The 21,536-nt window shown below is 35.2% G+C and carries 18 protein-coding genes; 11 read left to right on the forward strand and 7 right to left on the reverse strand.

Going from position 1 to position 21,536, the window contains the following annotated elements; all coding sequences use genetic code 11:
- Positions 1-10 precede the first annotated feature (10 nt).
- The 6 genes from ACY2LT_RS01455 (at position 11) to bamJ (ending at position 2,831) form a co-directional block, all read left to right on the forward strand.
- Positions 11-253 (forward strand): thioredoxin family protein, encoded by a 243-nt coding sequence (locus ACY2LT_RS01455; protein ID WP_491815880.1) that lies wholly within the window; start codon positions 11-13, stop codon positions 251-253.
- A 9-nt stretch (positions 254-262) separates the two neighbouring features.
- Positions 263-664: a nitrophenyl compound nitroreductase subunit ArsF family protein gene (locus tag ACY2LT_RS01460; protein WP_491815881.1), complete on the forward strand. Its 402-nt coding sequence runs from the start codon at positions 263-265 to the stop codon at positions 662-664.
- A gap of 12 nt (positions 665-676) precedes the next feature.
- The gene (locus tag ACY2LT_RS01465) at positions 677-916 is read left to right on the forward strand and encodes a thioredoxin family protein (protein WP_491815882.1); all 240 of its coding nucleotides are present in this window, start codon (positions 677-679) and stop codon (positions 914-916) included.
- Positions 913-1,323, forward strand: coding sequence for a thioredoxin family protein (locus ACY2LT_RS01470; protein WP_491815883.1), 411 nt, complete (start codon positions 913-915; stop codon positions 1,321-1,323). The genes ACY2LT_RS01465 and ACY2LT_RS01470 overlap by 4 nt, the downstream gene beginning before the upstream one ends.
- Before the next feature lie 7 nt (positions 1,324-1,330).
- Positions 1,331-2,032 carry a cytochrome c biogenesis CcdA family protein gene (locus ACY2LT_RS01475; protein WP_491815884.1) on the forward strand — a complete coding sequence of 234 codons (702 nt, stop codon included), beginning with the start codon at positions 1,331-1,333 and terminating at the stop codon, positions 2,030-2,032.
- 73 nt (positions 2,033-2,105) lie between these two features.
- Complete coding sequence (bamJ, locus tag ACY2LT_RS01480; protein WP_491815886.1) at positions 2,106-2,831, forward strand: BamJ family beta-barrel-assembly machinery protein; 726 nt, start codon at positions 2,106-2,108, stop codon at positions 2,829-2,831.
- A gap of 134 nt (positions 2,832-2,965) precedes the next feature.
- On the opposite strand, the gene ACY2LT_RS01485 is transcribed toward bamJ, so the two are convergent.
- Complete coding sequence (locus ACY2LT_RS01485) at positions 2,966-5,095, reverse strand: elongation factor G (protein WP_491815887.1); 2,130 nt, start codon at positions 5,093-5,095, stop codon at positions 2,966-2,968.
- Between the two features lie 304 nt (positions 5,096-5,399).
- Here ACY2LT_RS01485 and ACY2LT_RS01490 point away from each other — a divergent pair, with 304 nt between their 5' ends.
- The 5 genes from ACY2LT_RS01490 to ACY2LT_RS01510 all read left to right on the forward strand — a co-directional run bounded on the left by ACY2LT_RS01490 (position 5,400) and on the right by ACY2LT_RS01510 (position 16,471).
- Positions 5,400-10,982 (forward strand): T9SS type A sorting domain-containing protein, encoded by a 5,583-nt coding sequence (locus ACY2LT_RS01490; RefSeq protein ID WP_491815888.1) that lies wholly within the window; start codon positions 5,400-5,402, stop codon positions 10,980-10,982.
- 113 nt (positions 10,983-11,095) lie between these two features.
- Positions 11,096-12,619 carry an AbgT family transporter gene (locus ACY2LT_RS01495; protein WP_491815889.1) on the forward strand — a complete coding sequence of 508 codons (1,524 nt, stop codon included), beginning with the start codon at positions 11,096-11,098 and terminating at the stop codon, positions 12,617-12,619.
- A gap of 15 nt (positions 12,620-12,634) precedes the next feature.
- Positions 12,635-13,573 (forward strand): UDP-glucuronic acid decarboxylase family protein, encoded by a 939-nt coding sequence (locus ACY2LT_RS01500; RefSeq protein WP_491815890.1) that lies wholly within the window; start codon positions 12,635-12,637, stop codon positions 13,571-13,573.
- Positions 13,574-13,688: 115 nt separating this feature from the next.
- Positions 13,689-15,155: a TldD/PmbA family protein gene (locus ACY2LT_RS01505; RefSeq protein WP_491815892.1), complete on the forward strand. Its 1,467-nt coding sequence runs from the start codon at positions 13,689-13,691 to the stop codon at positions 15,153-15,155.
- On the forward strand, positions 15,155-16,471 hold the full coding sequence (locus ACY2LT_RS01510) for a TldD/PmbA family protein (protein ID WP_491815893.1): 1,317 nt from the start codon (positions 15,155-15,157) through the stop codon (positions 16,469-16,471). The genes ACY2LT_RS01505 and ACY2LT_RS01510 overlap by 1 nt, the downstream gene beginning before the upstream one ends.
- 78 nt (positions 16,472-16,549) lie before the next feature.
- On the opposite strand, the gene ACY2LT_RS01515 is transcribed toward ACY2LT_RS01510, so the two are convergent.
- The 6 genes from ACY2LT_RS01515 to ACY2LT_RS01540 all read right to left on the reverse strand — a co-directional run bounded on the left by ACY2LT_RS01515 (position 16,550) and on the right by ACY2LT_RS01540 (position 21,528).
- Positions 16,550-17,113: an NADH-quinone oxidoreductase subunit B gene (locus ACY2LT_RS01515; RefSeq protein WP_491815894.1), complete on the reverse strand. Its 564-nt coding sequence runs from the start codon at positions 17,111-17,113 to the stop codon at positions 16,550-16,552.
- Complete coding sequence (locus ACY2LT_RS01520) at positions 17,104-17,460, reverse strand: NADH-quinone oxidoreductase subunit A (protein ID WP_491815895.1); 357 nt, start codon at positions 17,458-17,460, stop codon at positions 17,104-17,106. Before ACY2LT_RS01520 ends, ACY2LT_RS01515 begins: the two co-directional genes overlap by 10 nt.
- Positions 17,461-17,583: 123 nt before the next feature.
- Positions 17,584-18,903: a flagellar hook protein FlgE gene (locus ACY2LT_RS01525; RefSeq protein WP_491815896.1), complete on the reverse strand. Its 1,320-nt coding sequence runs from the start codon at positions 18,901-18,903 to the stop codon at positions 17,584-17,586.
- Between the two features lie 107 nt (positions 18,904-19,010).
- Positions 19,011-19,394 (reverse strand): TIGR02530 family flagellar biosynthesis protein, encoded by a 384-nt coding sequence (locus tag ACY2LT_RS01530; protein ID WP_491815897.1) that lies wholly within the window; start codon positions 19,392-19,394, stop codon positions 19,011-19,013.
- A gap of 30 nt (positions 19,395-19,424) precedes the next feature.
- Positions 19,425-20,108, reverse strand: a complete 684-nt coding sequence (locus tag ACY2LT_RS01535) for a flagellar hook assembly protein FlgD (RefSeq protein WP_491815898.1) — start codon at positions 20,106-20,108, stop codon at positions 19,425-19,427.
- A 19-nt stretch (positions 20,109-20,127) separates the two neighbouring features.
- On the reverse strand, positions 20,128-21,528 hold the full coding sequence (locus tag ACY2LT_RS01540; protein WP_491815899.1) for a flagellar hook-length control protein FliK: 1,401 nt from the start codon (positions 21,526-21,528) through the stop codon (positions 20,128-20,130).
- Positions 21,529-21,536: the final 8 nt, after the last annotated feature.

The following is a 21,536-nucleotide window of genomic DNA, read 5'->3' on the forward strand; positions in this document are numbered from 1 at the left end:
GAGAAATATTATGCTCTCAATCAAAGTATTAGGTCCGGGATGCCCTAAATGTGTCCGACTACAAGGAAATGTTCAACAAGCTGTAAACGAACTGAATATCGACGCTCAAGTTGAAAAAGTAACAGAACTCGATAAGATTATGTCTTATGGAATTATGGCTACACCCGGTTTAGTTATTAATGAAAAAGTTGTATCATACGGCAAACTTCTGAATGTTAATGAATGTAAAAAAATTATTGAAGAATATTTGTAGGAACTATTTATGAAAAGAAAAACTGTAATATTAGTATCTTTAATGTTGATCTTTTCTAGCAATATCTTTTCGTCTTCTAAATCATTTGTGAAAGTGTACTATTTTCACGGACCAATTCGTTGCCATACTTGTTTACAAATTGAAAATGAAATTAAAATGACACTAAATCAACAATTTGATAAAGAATTAAAAAACAAGCAAATTGAGTTCAATTGCATTGACTATGTTTCCGACACTTCTAATAATTATGAGAAACAATACAATCTCGAAAACCAAGCACTAATTATTGCTAAATTTGAAAATGGTAAACAAGTAAAATGGAAAAATTTAGATAAAATCTGGAAATTCACAGGAAATTATGATAGAATGTCTCGTTATATCTCAAGTGAAATAAAAGATTATCTAAAATAATGGAGTAATTCAATGCATATTAAAATTCTCGGAACCGGATGCATGAAATGCAATACATTAGAACGAAAGGTTCGTGAAATTGTCGAACAAAATAACATTGATGCAATAATTACAAAAGTTACAGACCTTGAACAAATAAGTCGGTATGGAATTGTTATGACGCCTGGATTAGTAATTGATGAGGTGGTTGTAAGTATTGGCTCTGTTCCTTCTGAAAAACAGTTGTTGTCTCTTTTGAAAGGTGAGAAATGAGAATTTTTCTGTTTTTGTCCCTATTATTATTTTTTGTCGGATGCAACAAAACTGATAAACCAGCAGAAATTAACGAAACTAAAAAACAACAAAGTAAAGAAATAAGTTCTTCTGGCGGTCAATCAAAAATTATTTTTTATGAATTAGGTTCCACTACTTGCATTCCTTGCAGGCAAATGAAACCTATAATGGAATCAATTCAGAAAAAATATGCTGATCAAATCGAAGTGATTTTCATTGACGTAAACAAAGACCCAGAAAAAGCTCAATCATTTGGAATCAGACTTATTCCAACGCAAGTATTTGTCGATAAAGAAGGAAAAGAATTACATAGACACGAAGGCTACTATCCCGAAGAAGAAATTGATAATTTTTTACAATCAGTTGGACTAAAAACTCTTAATTAGGATATTTATGGAATTTATTTTCACGAAGCTTTCTGAACTTTTATATGGTAGCTATCTGTTTGCAGGCATTAGCTCTTTTGCGTGGGGTATTCTGAGCATTTTGCTTTCGCCGTGCCATCTTGCGAGTATTCCTCTGATTATTGGATATTTAACTTCAAGAAATGATATAAATACTACATCACGTTCATTTGTCATATCATTGATCTTCTCTATTGGCATATTGATTACTATTGCTGTTATAGGTATCATCACATATTCATTGGGCAGATTATTGGGGGATGTTGGAATAATTGGTAATTTGATAGTTGCCTCTGTATTCTTTGTTGTAGGACTTTATATGCTTGATATTCTTAACCTTAATTGGGGCGGTTTCTCACATAAAAACACGAAATTTAGCGGATTGTTTGAACCATTATTGCTCGGATTAATTTTTGGTATTGGTCTTGGTCCCTGCACTTTTGCTTTTATGGCGCCGGTATTGGGTGTTGTATTTCAGCTTTCGAATAGTCAGCCTTTGTTAGCGATTTCACTTTTGACTTACTTCGCAATTGGGCATTGTTTTGTTATTGTACTTGCCGGCACTCTTGCCCATAAAGTTGGTAACTACCTGAAATGGACCGAAAAATCGAAATTATCGAAGATCATAAAAAAAACTTGCGGTGTTTTAGTTATTTTAGCCGGCTTTTATCTTATATACATCTCTTTTTAAAATAATTCTTTATAAAGTTGAGATTTATCATTAAATTTGTTAATTATATTTATATTATTTTTGGAGTTTTTAAATGCGTTATTTGTTTTTTATAGCTGCTTCTTTTTTGTTATTGAGCACTTTGAATGCCCAGAACAAACCTTTAAAAGCAAAACTTCCTGCTCAGCCCGCGGGTATTGAACTTAAAACTTATGAAGATTCTGTGGCTTATGCAATCGGTATCAATATTGGAAATAATTTAAAAAGAGATGAATTGTATTTTGACTTAGAAAAAGTTAAGCTGGGAATGAATGATGCTTTATATTCAAACAATAAAATTCTAAGTGATGAACAAGTTATGGCTATTTTACAATCATTCAGCACTAAATTACAAGCTAAATACGAACAAAAACAAAAAGAACAAGCAGCAGAGAATACCAAAAAAGCTAAGGAATTTTTAGAGCAAAATAAAACTAAACCGAATGTAAAAGTTACTGCTTCGGGTCTTCAATATGAAGTGATTAAAGAAGGAAACGGAGCTAAGCCAACTGCCAACGATAAAGTTAAAGTTCATTATTCTGGCACTTTGATTAATGGTAATAAATTTGATAGTTCCTATGACAGAGGTGAACCTGTTACTTTTCCATTGAATGGTGTTATTAAAGGTTGGACTGAGGGTTTGCAACTGATGTCGGTAGGTTCAAAATATAGGTTTTATATCCCACCAGAGCTTGGCTATGGCGAAAATGGTGCTGGTGGTGTTATTGGTCCAAATGAAGTTCTTATTTTTGAAGTCGAACTTTTAGGTATTGAACAATAATTTTTTTTAGTGTTCATATCAAAAGCAGTCCACTAAGGACTGCTTTTTTTGTTTTATTCGTTTGATTGATTAATAAAAAAGGCTGTTTCTTGAATCCTGAAACAGCCTTTTTTATAATAATTAACCAACAAATATTATGCTTCTTCTTGTTGGCTTTTCTTGTAAGCGTCAATTAGTTCTTGTTGAACATTTGGCGGAACAGTTTGATACTCAACAAATTTTGCAGAATAAGTAGCACGTGCCTGCGTCATCGAACGTAATGCAGTTGCATATTTATCAAGCTCTGCAAGTGGCATCCGTGCTTTTATCTTTTGGTATTTGCCTTCACTATCAATTCCAAGAATCAAACCACGACGCGATGGCAAATCGCTCATTACATCGCCCATAAATTCTTCCGGAACTTTTATATCCAGTTCATAAATAGGTTCTAAGATTTTTGGAGCAGCCTGAACAAATGTTTCTTTGAATGCCATCATACCAGCAGTTTTAAATGCAGCTTCGTTTGAATCTACGGGGTGCATTTTCCCATCGAATATAGACACTCTGATATCACGAACATAAGAACCTGTCAGAGGTCCTTCTTGCATTTTTTCCATAATACCTTTAAGAATTGCCGGCATAAAACGTGCATCAATTACACCGCCAACAATACAGTTCACATATTCGAGCACTCCACCCCAATCGAGCTGGATTAATTCCTTCCCGCGAACTGTTAGTCCAGCCGGGTCGGGCATATTTTCTACCCAAGGCTCAATTAACATATGCACTTCTGCAAATTGTCCTGCACCACCAGATTGTTTCTTATGGCGATACATACCGCGGGCAGGTTTTTGTATTGTTTCACGATATGGCACACGTGGTTCAATAAAGTCGGCTTCAACCTTATAACGATTTGCTAAACGCCATTTTATCACACCAAGATGAAGTTCGCCTTGTGCATAAACAATTGTTTGGCGAAGTTCTTGTGAATGTTCTATAACAACAGTTGGGTCTTCTGAATGCAAGTTATTCAATCCCATACCAACTTTTTCTTCTTCGCCTTTGGTTTTTGGAACTACTGCTGTACGAACTTTTGGATTCGGATATTCTACTTTTCTGTAAACAACATTGAAGTTCTTTTCAGCTAATGTATCATTAATATTTGTAGTTTTTAATTTTACAGTTGCACCAATGTCTCCTGCGGGTATTTCTGCAACCTCAGTTCTTTTCTTTCCGCATACTGTATATACTTGTCCAATTCGTTCGCTTTGCCCGCGATTACTGTTAATCATGTCAAGTCCGGAACGTACTTTTCCTGTATGAACTCGGAAAAATGTCATATCACCAGTTTTTGCATCAGAAAACATCTTGAAAATAAACAAAGAAGCCGGCTTTGTAATATCTGTTGAAACTTCTGTTGAACCGTTCTCTGTATATACTGGCAGCTCTAATGGTGATGGAATATAGTCAACCACAAAGTCTAAAAATCTTGTTATCCCAGCTAAATTTTTCCCGGATGTACATAATAATGGGAAAATACCACGGGTTTTAATTGCATTTTTTAATCCTTTGATTATTTCATCTTCTGATAATTCACCGGCTTCGAAGTATTTATTCATCAACTCTTCGTCAGTTTCTGCAATTGATTCAATCAACTCATTACGTAATTCATCGGCTTTTGATTTTTCTCCGGCTGGAATTTCTTCTTCTTTTGAGTTTCCTTCGGCATCAAAAGTATACATTTTCATCGACAAAACGTCTATTATTTGGTTGAACGAGTTGCCAGTCTTCACAGGATATTGCAGGATTTTTACAGAGTTACCAAATTGTGATTTTACATCATCCAACACTTTATCCCAATTTGCCTGGTCAACATCTAATTTATTTACTACAATTATTGCTGGCTTGTTCATTTTGCTTGTATAGGTCCAGCCGTGTTCAGCACCGACTTCAATTCCATTCTGAGCATTCAGGAAAATCACTCCGCAATCGACAGCTTCAAGCGGTGCTATCATTTCACCAATGTAGTCATCATAACCAGGGCAATCTATAAAGTTTATCTTTGTGTCTTTGTACTCTGCATACATAACACTGCTAAAAACCGAACTCCCCTTTTCCTGTTCTAATTCGTGATAATCAGATGTAGTATTTTTGTCTTCGACACTACCACGACGATTAATTGCTCCACTCTTGTAGAGTATTGCCTCTGAAAAGATTGTTTTTCCTGTTCCTGCATGACCGATAAATGCTAAATTCCTGATGTTTTTAGGTTCGTAAACTTTCATTAATAAACCTCTTGTATTAATTTGAAAAATTAATTATTGCTATTTACACAAAATTATAATTTATATAAAAACTTTGAAAATTTTTAGTAAATTTTTTTAAACTTATTATTTTTAATTTAGAAACTTATTGTTTGAGTTTTCATATTAATATTAACCGAAAACTAACTTGATAGATTAAGTAATATTTGTTGAGAATATTAAAATATTTGTGTGATTTTTTTTAGTTTATTCTTATATTAGTATAATAGATGTAATATTAGCTAATAAAAAGAAGTATTATAAATAATAAATCTGAGGTTTCGTTATGAAAAAATTATTAACACAAATTTCATTGTTGTTTTTCTTGCTATCGTTTGGAACTTCTGTTTCCAAATCTGATTTGATTACAGTTGGCACAGGAACGACTACGTCGTCGTTTCCTCTTTATACTTGGTATCACGATGCTGTAACTTATCTTTTATATTTGAATTCAGAAATTTCAGCGGCAGGTGGTGGTAGTGGGACTATTACCTCAATTGCTTTTAATGTATTAGGACCGGCGGGAATTTCTAGTAATCCACCATTACCAATGAATGGTTTTACTATTTTTATGCAAAATACGACTTTAACTTCTGTAAGTGTTCCAATAACATCAGGTTGGACACAGGTGTATACTACAGCTGTTTTTAATCCGGTTCTTGGTTGGAATACCTTAACATTATCAACTCCTTTTGAATATGATAATACCAAAAATTTATTAATTAAAGTATGTTTCGACAATACATCTTATCAGGATGCTTGGAGTGTGTCTGCTACTTCGGTAGCAAATTTATGCTTTGCCAGATATGCAGATGGAAATTCAAACACTTGCTCATCGGATCCTCCTTATGAAACTTCACCACCACGTGCCAATATTCAGCTTAATATTGAAATGGGTCCTACAATTATTAGTGCTTTCCCTGCTCAAAATGCAGTATTAGCAACTGATGCTATTTACAATACAGCCCCACATAAACCCGGCTTAGTAATAAAGAGAAAGCAATCAGACCCTCCAATCAGAGTGCAGTACAAAATACGTGGTCCAAAACCTTCGACTAATATTGTTTATACTGCTGTTCCATCAGGTGCAGATACAATTACTGAGTTAATTAATCTTCCAACTAATTTATTTGGAACAGCTCCATCATATCAATTCCAGCATAGATTTTCCGCTGCAAAAGGATATCTGGCTCTTATCGATCCCAACAATCCTATTACTGGAAATACAGGTGGCTTGGACTTGTTCAGTCGTCCTGTCGTTGGTGGCGAATACGAAATTCAGGCATCATTAAGATATCAACCACCATACGATCAAAACTATGTAAAAAGTTATACTGGTTCCTTCTATATTTCGCTTGCTAACGACTTGGCTATAACTGAGGTAATGGAACCACGAATATTTACCAAGAAAAAATTCCCTGCCTTTATAAAAACTCCGATTAGATTCGAAGTGAAAAATGTTGGGGCAAACCCAATCACAGAATACAAAGTGTACGTTAGAGTATTAAAAGATGCTCAATTAGTTTGGCAGGACTCTCTCCATCGCAGATATCCTCAAACTATGGCTCAACCTCTGGCACCAATTCAAGGAACTGTTATTGAATACGAACTTAAAGACTTTGTACCGCAGGAAGCCGGATTTTACTTCTTAGAAGTTCAGGCAGTGTTGATAAATGCTAACGATGAAAGTCCTATTAACAACATTTATCCTCAACCGGGTCAATCCCACAAATTCTGGGTTGTTTACGATCAGGAACCCGAAGCTGATACTGTATTAGTTCCATACAAAGGTAGTAATAACTATGTAGGTCGTCCGATTAGACCTATCGTGAGATTTACAAATAATGGATTGAGTGATATGAGTTATGTAAGGACTCGTATCGAAATTGCTAATGTAGCAACACCAAATAACATTATCCATAGAGATACATTAGTTGTTCAGGATATTCCTGCCGGTGTTACTGGCAACTTTACTGATGCTTTCTTCCTGAAATCGTTTATTCCTCCTGCAAAAGGCACTTATAGAATTTGTGCTTACGTTGATTTCCCTAACGATCCAGAGCCATCCAATAATATTATTTGTGATACATTCCTTGTTACACCTGCATTGTCTGGAACATATACAATTGGTCAAATGAACGCTGGCAATCCGAGAAACTATCTGACAATACAAGATGCTGTTGATGACTTATATCTAAAAGGTGTCGAAGGTAATGTTGTTTTTGAACTTACTGATGAAAACTATAACGTTGGTTCTACAACATTAAATTCAACGCTACCAGCATTAGATTTGCGTACCCGAATTTTCGGTGTCGGTCCGAACAGCACTATTACATTTAGACCAGCTCCAAATAGAGCAGGTAGCCGTGCAAGTGTTCGTGTTAATCTTATTACAAATTCCGGTATAGGTATTCAGTTCGGACAAGCAGATAATTCAACCAATCCGAATGCTTCGATCAATATACTTGTAGAATCTCATATGAAGAGACTTTACGCACAAAATCTTGGATACATTATTTTTGATGGTGGTAATAATAAATCATTGCTGTTTACTCTGCAAACAAGCGTTCCTCAGAGAATTGTATTTTATATGCAGAACTCAATGAATATTACAGTCAAAAACTGTATTATTACTGACGGTCTAAATCAACCACCAAGCTTTACTTGTCAATTACCAAACAACATTTTAAGTGGTACAGAATTTAGATTTGATAATGAATTCGATCCAGGTGTTTACTCATACTCTGCTGCTTTTACTTTACGTTCTATTCCACCAATTGAACAAAGATACCAATTCAATTACTATAATTTGGATACAATTACTACTAACAATATCCAGATTTTGAACAATGAAATCAGCAATTTTGCTTATGGTATTGTTTCCAACGGTATTGGAATGCTTCTCAGAAATGGTTTTATGACTAATTATTATAATAGAAATAATATCTACCGTGGTAACCTGATCACTGATGTTTCAACAATGGGTATTTTCCTCGGTTTTGAAAAGAATTCAATTATTGAGCGTAACAGAATTCATAATGTTACCGGTTCCTGTGGAAATGTTGCAGCAGGTATTTCTCTTGGAAATCAAGTCAAAACCAACTATTTAGAATATTCAAATACCGGTATTTACATTAGTGGTAACGAAATTAGTAATGTAGTTCATCAAAATGAATCTTACGGAATTAGAATATTCCAAGTTCGCCTTGAAATGATTGATATTGCTGGTCAAACTAAAATTTTCCCGGATGCTGATGAAAATATTATTACTATCAACAATCTTGTATGGGGTATTAATGGAACAAATGAAGCAACCAATAAATATGGTATTCGTTACTATACTAAACGTGGTTCATCGTTCGATCAGCCTTTCCATACCAGATACTTTACTAAAAATGACAGAATTGTGAATAATACGGTTGTCGTAAGTAATGATGATTTTGTAAACACAGGCGTTGTGGCAGGAATTGCTATTCAACACGCTCGTAATACGTTTATGTATAACAATGCTATCGGTGTGCTGGATTCCAGTCTGGGAAATAATCAATTTGCAGCCGCTGTTATTTTTCAGGGTATGCTTCCAAATGAAGCTGGTTCAAGCTTTAATAGAAATGCTTTCTGGGTTGGCAAGCCCGGCCAGACACCTGTTTACAGATTTATCCAGATTACTGATTCAAGTACTGTCCTCGAATATGGTCATAAAAATAACTTCTTACAACTTTCGCAGTGGTATTACTGGACTGGGCAAGACTTGCAATCGGTAGTTGGCGATTTCTTCGAAGATATGACTGTTGAAAATACTGTTCCTCCAAGATTAAGAGTAAAAAGTAATCCAACACCTATAGGTTCAATTCTGAACAACAGAGGCGAACGCCTACCAGAAGTTGTTGATGATATTGACGGACGTCCTCGTGGTGTTGCTAATCAACGTTACGATATCGGTGCTATTGAATTCGATGGTCGTCTCTATAATAATGATATGGAAGTAATGCTTATTACTTCTCCTGCTTCTTATAAAGAATTCTATGGTTCTTTTTCAGATGCTGAATATATTATGACTGAAGCTCCTGTTACAGTAAAAGCAAGAGTTCGCAATAGTGGCAGTAACCAACTAACAAATGCAAATCTTAAAATTCAGATTTATAGGGAAACCCCTGCTGCATACGACAGCACTCAGTTCGTTGGTTTTCTCGAAAAAACCAAAGTTATCCCTGTTACTATTACTTCTACTGATGATCTCGAAGCTGATTTCTTGTTAGCAGACGAAAATGGTTTGGGTGATGACTGGATTCCTCAGACTTATGCTGATTTACGTGGTATGGGCTACACTATTCCACCTCAATTCAAAACTATGCAGCCAAATGTAACTCCAAGATATAGAATGGTGCTCTCTGTAGACAATGCTTCAGATGAGGTAATTACCAACAATGTATTTACTAAATATGTTCGTTTCTATTTGAAACGCTCATCATTAAGTATACTTCTCTCTGTAGAAAATAGCCATATAGATATTGATACGGTTGATGCAAACGGTAATAAGGTTCCTCGTCCCGATATGATCGACCTGGACCAAATTGCTGGCAAGTTAAACTATGATTCGCTTGTAACTGCTTTCAAACGTATGGGATTTGTTGCTGATTACACTCTTGAAGTTCCTCGTTACGATATAGACATTTTCGAGCGTAATGCTTGGGAACCAAAAGCAGTTAATTATTCAATGTATCGTACTTTAGTTTGGTCAGATGGAGATGATAAACCGCTTACTCGTTACCAGACATTTGATTGGCAAAAATTCTTAGCCTTAGGTCAAATCGGTAGCAAACGCAATGTTATTGTTGCAAGTCAGGAATTTATTCGCCAAAATCAGGATTTTTATCCTTTCATTAGCTATGAGTTCAGAGCAAGTTACTCAACAAGAAATAATACTAACTTACCTTACAATTTAACTGAACTGCCAACTCAAAGATTGGTCGGGCTTGCAATGGCAAGAGATTTAGAATCCAAAGTTGCAACTACTGGTTGGGTTAACAACAGCGTTGTACCGGCAGTGAGTGATTTGCCACCTGCAACAGTTTATCACGATATTTTCTTTGTAAATGATGGATTTTCCAGAATTTCTTACTATGCTAAGCATCCAACAAATGTTGCTCAAGCTCAAAAAATCATTGGTATTGCTACTACTACTTTGAGCAAAAACATCCTTTATTACGGTTTGGATTGGCGACATTTCGCTGATGCAGAATTTATTGTTCGAGCTGCAGCAGACTTCTTGACGGATAATGAAGGGTACATTATTCCTATTGAATTGCTTTCATTCGATGCCAATCCAGTTGGTAAACGTGTTGAACTTCTCTGGTCTACTGCCAGCGAACAAAATTCATCTCGTTTCGATATAGAAAGAGCCGAAATTTCTAATAATATTAAGAGTGCATTTGTTAAAATTGATGAAGTTCGCGCAAATGGTAATAGCAGCACACTCAGAGAGTATTCAGCTTCTGATAGAAATGTAGAATTTGGAGCTACCTATGCTTATCGTCTTAAAATGATTGATATGAACGGCGAATTTAAGTATAGCGATCAGAAAATTGTTACTATTACAAGCGATGAGTTATTTACAATTAGCGAGGTTTCTCCAAATCCGGCAACAAACGAAGCTTCAATAGAATTCAATTTATTGAATGATGCCAAAGTTTCTATAGGCATTTATGATGTTACTGGAAAGTTAATCAGTACTGTTGCGGACAATGTCTATAACTCAGGCTTCAATGTAGTAAAATTCGACACCAAATCACTGGTAAGTGGTTCATATAAGCTTGTAGTTAATGTCAATAATACTGTCGTTGTTAAGAGATTTACGGTTATTAAATAACGGTTATTGACTTTATTGAAATGGCTGCCTTTTCTTCAAAGGCAGCCATTTTTTTTGGTTATTCAGAATTAGTTTTATATCTTACAGTTTTGTTTAAATAATTTATGAGAATAATGAAGTTCAAATTCAATTTTGGAAAGATATTTAACAAATCGCTTGATATTATTGAAATTGTTGGGAATAAGTTACCACATCCTGCTACAATTTTCGGCTTGCTTGCGCTGTCAGTTGCTATAATTTCTTTTGTTGGTGATTTACTTAATTGGCAAGCGGTTCATCCATCCGATGGTTCAATAATTACTGTAAACAACCTGTTGAGTGCTGACGGTTTTCGTTGGATTTGGACAAATATTGTTTATAATTTTGTAAACTTCCCTCCTCTCGGTTATGTTCTGGCAGTTATGGTAGGGGTTGGAGTTGCCGAAGGAGCTGGCTTGTTTAATGCCTTGATTAAGGCACTTGTCATTCATACTCCAAAAAAAATTATTACTGCGTCTATTGTTTTTACAGGTATTCTATCTCATTTAGCTTCCGAAGCTGGTTATGTGATATTAATCCCACTCGGTGCTTTAATTTTTCATACATTAGGTCGCCATCCTATGGCAGGGCTTGCAGCTGCTTTTTGCGGTGTAAGCGGTGGCTTTGGTGCAAACTTATTAATTGGTTCTGTGGATCCGATTTTATCTGGGCTCTCTCAATCTGCGGCCCAAATTGTTGACAAAAGTATATATGTTAATGCTGCAGTGAATTTATATTTTATGTTCTTCTCTTGCTTTGTAGTTGTAATTGTTGGTACTTTTGTAACCGAAAAGATTGTCGAGCCACGTCTTGGTAAATATAACGGAAATGCTGAGAAAATTCCAATCGAAGACATTACACCTATTGAAAAAAGAGGGCTTGCTGCTTCGTTAGTCGCTTTTGTTTCGGTGATTGCTCTTATTCTGATTATGGTGTTTTCTGAATGGGGAATTCTAAGAAATCCAAAAACTGGCGAAATACTTCATTCCCCATTTTTTGATGGAATTATCATTGGTATCTTAATTCTATTTTTAATCCCCGGATTTGTATATGGATTGACTGTTGGCACAATAAAAAACGACAAAGACTTTATGAAACACATTACAAAGTCAATGAGCACTCTGGCTTCCTATATTGTTCTTGTTTTTTTTGCTGCACAATTTGTTTACTTTTTCCGATATAGTAATGTTGGACTAATATTTGCAATTTCTGGTGCAGATTTCCTTTCTCACGTCGGACTTACGGGTATCCCGCTAATTGTTGCCTTCGTGCTGCTTTCTGCTTTTATTAATTTGTTTATGGGCAGTGCTTCTGCAAAATGGGCAATAATGGCTCCTGTTTTTGTTCCAATGTTTATGTTTTTGGGTTATCATCCAGCTCTTACGCAAGCTGCATTCCGCATTGGCGATTCTGTTACAAATTTGATTACTCCAATGATGAGTTATTTCGCTCTGATTGTTGCTTTCGCTCAAAAATATGACGAAAATTATGGTATGGGAACAATTATTTCAACGATGCTTCCATACACTTTCTTTTTAACTATATTTTGGACACTATTATTAATTGTATGGATGTTGCTTGGTCTGCCACTCGGACCAGGAGGTCCTTTGTATCTATAATTATGAAGGTATAAAATGAATAGAGTATTGATTACTGGTGGAGCAGGTTTCTTAGGTTCGCATTTATGTGATAAGTTTATTTCAGAGAATTTCGAAGTTATCTGTATGGATAACTTTATTACAGGCTCTCCTGATAATATAGCCCATTTATTCGGCAATAGTAGATTTCAGTTTATTCATCACGACGTTACAAATTATATTTACGTCGAAGGAAAGGTTGATTTCGTTCTACATTTTGCTTCGCCTGCTTCTCCGCTTGATTATTTAAAATTGCCGATTCAAACACTTAAAGTTGGTTCGCTCGGTACTCATAAAACTCTTGGGCTTGCTTTGGCTAAGAAAGCAACCTTCCTTTTGGCAAGCACGAGTGAAGTGTATGGCGACCCACTTGTCCATCCACAAAGTGAAGATTACTGGGGTAATGTCAATCCTATTGGTGTTCGTGGAGTTTACGATGAGGCTAAACGTTTTGCTGAGGCTATGACAATGGCTTATCATCGCTATCACAATCTCGATACTCGTATTGTTAGAATTTTTAATACTTTTGGACCAAGAATGAGGCTTTGTGATGGCAGGGCTATCCCAGCTTTTATTACTCAAGCTTTAAACAACGAACCTATTACTGTGTTTGGTAATGGATTGCAAACTCGTTCAGTTTGTTATGTCTCTGATTTGATTGATGGTATTTATAAACTACTACTTTCCAACGAGAATGAACCTGTAAATATTGGAAATCCTGATGAAATTACTATTCTTGATTTAGCAAAAGAGATTATCGAACTTACTAATTCTAAAAGTGAAATTGTTTTTAAAGATTTACCCGAAGATGACCCCAAAGTTAGACAACCTGATATTGATAAAGCACGTTCAATACTTGGTTGGGAGCCTAAAGTTTCTCGCCGCGAAGGTTTAATTAATACTATCGAAGACTTCAAAAAAAGACTTAAAATGTAACATTATTCTGAATTCAAACGTATATAAACATATGTTTAACATAAATTGAACGATTATGAAGGATTATCCAAGAAGAGATTTTTTGAAACAATGTGGGATTGGTTTAGGAGTTGTTATGACATCTAATTTATGGGTAAATGAACTGCTCGCTAATCCTACAAAAGCAGTAGGGGAGACCCTTCTTTCTAATTATTTTGGTTTTACAAAAGAGCAACTTAAAAAATTGCTTGAAATTGGTTTATCCAAAGGTGGTGAATTCGCTGAATTATATTTCGAATACCGTATTTCTAACAACCTAACTTACGAAGAAGATATTGTGAAATCTGCTTCTGAAAATATTATGCTTGGTGTTGGAACACGCGTTATTAAAGGGAATAAATTCGGCTATGGCTATACAAGCGACTTAAGCTTTGATAAAATCAAAGAAGCGTTCATTGCAGCTGCTGCAATTGCAGATTCTTCAAATGGTAACAAAGTTGCTAATCTTAATGAAAAGAAAATCCAAAATCAATTTTATTCTATGCAGCAACCAGTAAGTCTTGCTTCGTTAGAACCAAAAATTGATTTAATTCGCCGTGGCTATCATTCTGCTAAATCTTATGATTCTAAAATTACTCGTGTTACTTCATCTATTGCCGATGAAATGCAATATATTTTGATTGTTAATAGTGAGGGCTTGATTATTTCCGATGTTCGTCCCCAAGTTCGCTTGGTGGTAAGCGCTACTGCAGAAGATGGCAACACAAGAAATACAGGTCGAGGAAATGCAGGTGGTAGGGTTGGGCTTGATTTCTATGAAAAAATTATTACTCCCGAACAGATTGGTTACCAAGCTGCGGAAGAAGCTGTTATTCTATTGAAAGCAAAAGATGCTCCTCCTGGCGAAATGCAAGTTGTTCTTAGCAAAGACGAATCAGGTGTTATGATTCACGAAGCTGTAGGGCATCCTCTCGAAGCTGATGGTGTTTGGAAAAAAACTTCAATTATGTGGGATAAACTGGGGCAACTGGTTGCTAATCCAATTGTTACAATCTATGATGATGCTACTATCCGAGACCTCCGTGGTACACTGAATGTTGATGATGAAGGAGTTGAATGTGATAACGTTATGTTAATTGAAAAAGGCAAATTAGTCGGCTTCTTAAATGATAAGCTTTCAGCAAAAATCTTAAAACATAAAGAAAACGGTCACGGGCGTCGCCAGTCTTATATGCATCCTCCAATCCCGAGAATGAATAATACTGTTCTTGCCAAAGGTGATTCCTCACCAGAGGAAATAATTCAAAGCATTAAAAAAGGCTTTTATGCTGTAACTTATCAGGGTGGTATGGTTTCCGGTACCGGTAAATTTACTTTCTCTGTTAATTTAGGTTATATGATTGAAAACGGTCGTCTTACTTATCCTGTAAAAAATGCCACTTTAATCGGAACAAATATTGATATTTTGAAGGAGATTGATATGGTAGGCAATGATATGGGATTTTTCCTCGGTACCTGCGGAAAAGATGGACAATCTGTTCCTGTTACTTGTGGAACACCAACTCTTAGAATTAATAAAATGACTGTAGGAGGGGTAGCATAATGAAGACTGATTATAAAAAACTTGTTGAGCAAATTGTTGAAAAATCTATTAAAAAAGGTGCAACAGAAGCACAATGTAGCATCTATGATGGGGTGCGTTTCTCTGTTGATGTTCGCGAAGGAGAAGTTGAACAGTTGATTTCTGCTGGTTCGACCTCACTTTCTTTGAAAATTATTGTCGACAATAAAGTTGCAACTGCATCAACCTCCGATTTATCTTCGAAAACTATTGATGAATTAATTGAAAACTCTATCAAGAAAGTAAAATATTTATCCAAAGATGAATTTTCATCACTTCCTGAGTTGGAAAAAATTGATTTCAACATTGAAAAATTGAAATTATATGATGATGCAGCAGAAAAAGTATCTCCTTCCGAAAAAACTAAACTTGCTATTGAATTAGAAAAAATATGTGCTTCGAACAAGCAAATTACTCGTTCCACTGGTGCAGGATTTAGTAATTCTTATGGAACAACTTACCTTGCTAATAGTAAAGGTTTTTCCAATTCATACAAGAGTTCCAGTTGTTATATAGGTGTTGGTCTCCAAGCAGGCGAGGGAGATAATTTATACGAAGATGGTTATTATGATTCTGCTCGTTCATTTAAAGAACTTTTGCCTATTGATGTGATTGCAAAGAAAGCCGTTGATCGAACAATAAGAATGATTGGCGCCAAAAAAATTCAGACACAAAATGTTCCTGTTGTCTTAGAACCTGAAATGTCGGCACAAATGCTACTTGGTTTTCTTGTTGAATGCTTATCTGGTTCTAATATTTATATGAAACGAAGCTTCCTTGCCGGAAAAATTGGTGAAAAAATTTCAAGTGATTTGGTAACTCTTATTGATGACCCGCTCCTTCCCGGTGGAAGAGCGAGTGTTCCTTTCGATCGCGATGGAGTGCCGGCTCGTCAGAAAACTATAATTGAAAAAGGTGTATTAAAATCTTACTTTTTAGACAATTATTCTGCTAAAAAATTAGGTATGAAACCTAATGGTCCAGGTCCAACGAATTTGAAACTTGTACCAGGAAAATACTCCCAAGATGAAATTATTCGTTCTGTGAATAAAGGGTTGTTGTTATGTTCGACCATTGGACAAGGAACTGTTCCAACTTCCGGCGATTTATCTAAAGGAGCTTATGGTATTTGGATAGAAAATGGTAAGATGACTTATCCCGTTAATGAAGTTACAATTTCTGGCAATTTAGGGACAATTATAAAAAACATCACGATGGTTGGTAACGATCCAGACCCTCGTTCTTCATTCTCTGCTCCAACTTTACTTATTAGTGAAATGACTATTTCAGGCAAATAATTTTTCTATTTTGCATTATTAGTTAAAAGAGGCTGTTGAAATATCACAGCCTCTTTTATTATTATATTTGATACTTTGTTATTTGTTTCTCAATGGATTAAATGTATGAATAGATTGATACGGTTCTTGGTGCGGAGTTAGAGAAACGTCCTTCCCGAAATTGAATAAATCAGGCGAATATTTATTTTTTAATTTATCTTGTAGAGCTATTAGTCCTTTTATGACTGCTTCCGGACGTGGAGGACAACCAGAAACATATATATCAACAGGTAAAAATTGATCTATGCCTTGTACAACTGAATAAGAACGGAACATACCACCAGTCGAAGCACATACTCCCATAGACATAACCCATTTTGGATCAGGCATCTGGTCGTAGATTTTTCGCACTACCCACGCCATCTTGTAAGTAACAGTTCCAGCTACTATAAGAAAATCAGATTGACGTGGTGTCATACGAAATACTTCCGACCCAAATCGAGCAACATCAAAACGAGAAGAAGCAAAAGCCATCATTTCAATTGCACAACAAGAAATTCCCAGTGGCATTGGCCAAAGTGAATTCTTTTGTGCCCACTTTATTACTTCTCCAACAGTTGTAGTTAGAAATCCATCGCGTCCCAATATATTTTCTAATCCCATTCGAAGCCTCCTTTTTTAAGTTCATAAAAATATCCTGCAAGAAGAACTACAATGAAAATCATCATTGCAATGAAAGCTCCTAAACCTAATTCGCTCAATTGCACTGCCCAAGGATACATAAATACAACTTCCACATCAAATACTATGAAACTTACAGCAACCATATAAAATTTTACTGAAAAACGCTCTCTTGCAGTTCCGTATGGCAACATACCGCTTTCGTAGGTTGTCCCTTTCCCATAAGTTGTGCGTCTCGCTCCTAACCATTCAGAAAATAACATAAAAGCTAACGCTAAAATAAACCCGAACACAATCATCAATATCAGCGGTATATATTCAATAGGCATAACTATTCCCAAAATATTGTAAAAACATAATATTTAACGTATAAAAATTATTAATATTTTTAAATAAAAAAGGCTGTTCAGCGAACAGCCCGTTGATTGGGAGGGAGTTATCCTTTTCAGGAATTAGCGTTTCAGCTGATTTACTTCAGCCAACAATGTATCACTTACAGTTATTGTTCTCGAAGCAGCTTCGAAAGCTCTTTGAGTAGTAATCAATCGAGTAAATTCAACTGTCATATCAACATTAGATTGTTCCAGTGAGTTCCCGATTATTGATGTAGAGTTAAAAATATCATTAGCCGTTCCGATTATTGGTTCTCCGCTGTTAGGTGATACGGAATAGAAATTGTCTCCCGTGCGAACCAGCCCTTCTTGATTGGTAAATCTTGCTAAAAGCACTTGTCCAAGCAGTTCTGTTTTACCATTAGTGAATGAACCCCAGAGCTTTCCATCGCGTCCAACAGATAGCGATAATAAATCGCCAGAAGTATATCCATCTTGTGTTTTAAAAGATGCTGTGTTTGCTCCTGCAAACTGAGTGATTCCACTCATTAAGTTGTTTGGATCGGCAAGCTGAATTGTTAATGCTGTCGGTGTTGTAGCAAACACATTATTTCCAATTGCTGTATTTAAATCAGCATAATTTATTTGAACGTTTGTTGGGGTGTTTAGCGTTCCATCAGCATTAAATTGAATGGTGGTTGCATTCGTATTTACTGCCTGTCCATCAATTGAGGCAGTTAGTGAGTACGCATTTTGATTTGCTGTTTTTGTGAATGTAAATGTTAAATTATGAACACCACCAATATTATCATAAATATTAATACTTGTGCTACGAGTGTCGCCCGTTGCCATTCCTGCATTTAAGTTCCCAAAAAAGCTGATATTTTGGGTTTGGCGCGGGGGAGAGGTAATATCGGGCGGAATTACTAAATTATCTTTTGTAGCATTTAAACGGTTTGTCCCATCGGCATTTTTTATTATAACACCATTAGTTGTTTTATCAACGTTATATCCTCGCAGAAAAGCTCCTGTAGCAGTATCGATCAAATTTCCATCTCTATCCTGTGATATATTTCCTGCTCTTGAATAAAGTTCTCTACCATTCATATTGTAGATGAAAAATCCATCGCCTTGTATTGCCATATCAAGTGCTCTTTCTGAAGATTCAATCACACCTTGAGTCATATTTTGAGTAATACTTGATAAGCGAACTCCGTTCCCGAATTGATGCGGATTTATTCCTCCGTTACCTCTGTTTCCCTGAACATTTGGAGCTACTCCGTGAGTATATACTTGATAGAACTGATCACTGAAATTTGCACGATTGGATTTATATCCAATAGTATTTGCATTTGCAAGATTATTGGATATTACATCCATTCGTTGTTGGTTAGCGCGTAATGAACTCGCACCAGTTGCCAATGAACGAGAAAGACCCATAAAAACCCTCCTTGGTTATTAATTTTTCCATAAAATTCTGCGATTTTCTCGGTCATTCGAAAATCGCTGGGGTCTCCTTGCTGCGAAGCTTGGTCAAACCCCTTTGGTTAAGCAAGAACTGCTGAATCAATGTTAGTTATTACATTATCTTCCATTTGACCTTTTTGCATCATAGTAACTACAGTTCTGTTCTGAACGCTTACTATGAATGCTTTGTCGTCAAGCATTATTAATGAATCCCTTGCACCTTTTGCTGCTGCTTTATCTACTGCGTTTTCTAATCTCACTATTTCGTTGGCAGTAATGTCAATATTTTTGCTAATTAAGCGAGATTTTGCATGCCCCGAAAATTTCAGATTACTGATTTCATTTTCTAGTAACTCTTCAAATAAGGGCTTTGCTTTTACAGTAGGTTTTGCCGCAGGACCTCGAAGTGCATCAATGCCTCCGACTGGTACAAATGGAAGTTTTACTCCCTCAAGTTCTGCCATTGCAAAACTCCATTATTATTTCAAAGAACATTAGCTTGCAGTAATATCGAGAACCTTTCCAAGAGATACTTCGCTTCCTGATATAACTAATACTGTTGAATCTCCTTTAAATCTCACAGCATCGATTTTTCCTTCTATGAACGTATCAGCCGAAAAAGTTGTCGATCCGTCGTTCGATAATTGTACTTCATAAGTATATTTGCCAGATGGGATTGTATTCCCGTTATTGTCTGTTCCATCAAAAATATACTTATGATTTCCAGTAGTTAATTCATTAGAATTCAAAGATATTCTCTTTACAATTGTCCCGTTAGCGTCTCGCACAATTAAAGTCCCGGATTTTGCGTTTGTTGATACACCAAAACCTAAATTAACTTTGTTTTCGCCGTCGTATGTGAATTCATTGGTTAATGCTCTTGCAGTTTTGCCAAGCATACCCGGAAGAGCCGAGTTTGTAATCGTTTCAGCAAGTGTTTTGTTTAAATTTGCCGTTTCTTCAATCATTGAGCGTATGTCGATAAGCTGCTCAAGTTGAGAAAATTGTGCAAGCTGAGCTGCGAATTCTTGATTGTCGTAAGGTTTTAGTGGATTTTGATTCTTCATCTGAAACGTAAGTAGCTTCAGGAAGTCATCCTTACTAACAATGCTTTTCTTTGAACTCAGCTTTTGAGTCGATGTTTCCGTATTTGTTACGGAATTAATTGATTCTGCCATTGAAACCTCCTGTTTCGTGCTAAACGTACTTTTCGATTACTTTTTTCATCCATAATCGAAAATTATCGTTAGCTTCCTCCTGATTTATTCCATTTTTGTTTTCAGTTTTCACAAAAGAATTTAAAAATTCTCTTTCATCTTTTTTGTTTTTATGCTGTTCGTTGTTGTTTGCTAAATCTCTTTCTTCCTGGTTTTCATTCGAAATATCTATTTTGCCGGTTGTTATTCCGTATTCAGATAATTTTTCTTTAAGTACATTTATTTGTTTTTCAATTGCTTCCACTGTTTCCTTTGAACGTGCTTTTATTTTAATTTCAGCAACATCATTTTTCATCAATACATCAACAATTACTATACCAAGCCATTGTGGTTCTAATATCAGCTTTGCTGTTGCCTGATTTTCGCCACGAATATTCCCAATCAAACCACCAACATTTTTCCCGAAATTCTCTATTTTTACATTGCTAACTGTATAATTTCCAACGTTTTGCTCAAAAATCTCGCCGAACATAGGATTATTTTGGTGTGTAATATTGTTTAGTAAAGAATTGTTTAATATTGGACTATTGAATGATAAAAAATTATTAGAGTTTGAATGCTGTTTAAAACTATTCTCATCTTGGTCAAAATTATCCACTCTATTTTCGATATTTATGATTTCTGGTTTATTATTTGGAATATTATCTTTGTTATCATTATTTTGAATTAACTGAGAAATTTTTGATGTGATATTTTCTCTTAACGGCAAATTTTTTAATTCTAAATTTTTAATAATTTTATCACTATCAATATCTAATACTTCGTTTAACAATGTTGGTTGATTAATATTATCTTTATTATAAGTGTTATCTTTATTATAGGTATTATCCTCAGAACTTGTGATTTGTTCGAAAAATTTTGAAATTGGCAATCTATTGTTGAATAATGTCGAAGAATTGCTTAATTCATTAATGTTTTTCAATAATTTTAAAGAATCTTTAAGTAAATCACCATTATTTGAATATTCTCTTATGCTCGATAATTGCATAAATGCATTTTTAAAAGCTTCATTAAGCTGTGTTCCATATTTTTTGTCAAATGCTGTAAATATTCCATCAAAATAATTCAATATTTCTTTTTGGTTAATATTAACCTTATATTCTTTCAATCGGATTATGAAATTGTTGATTTGTTCAGAGAGGTTGTCTAAATTATCTACCATAAATTGATAATTTTGGCACACTATGTCTGAATAATGCTCAAAAATATTCGTTTCATCTGAACGCTTTTCGATGATTTCTTTGATTGCAGGATTATCTAAAAGGTCATTTTGAGTTTGTTTCAATAATTCATTAAAGACATTTGTCTTTTCATTCTGCGGGGACGGGTTTGTAACATTCCCAAACCCTAACTCGGAATGAGTTACTTCCAATGTTCTCATAGTTGCAT

This window comes from Eximiradius proteiniborus, assembly GCF_058546985.1.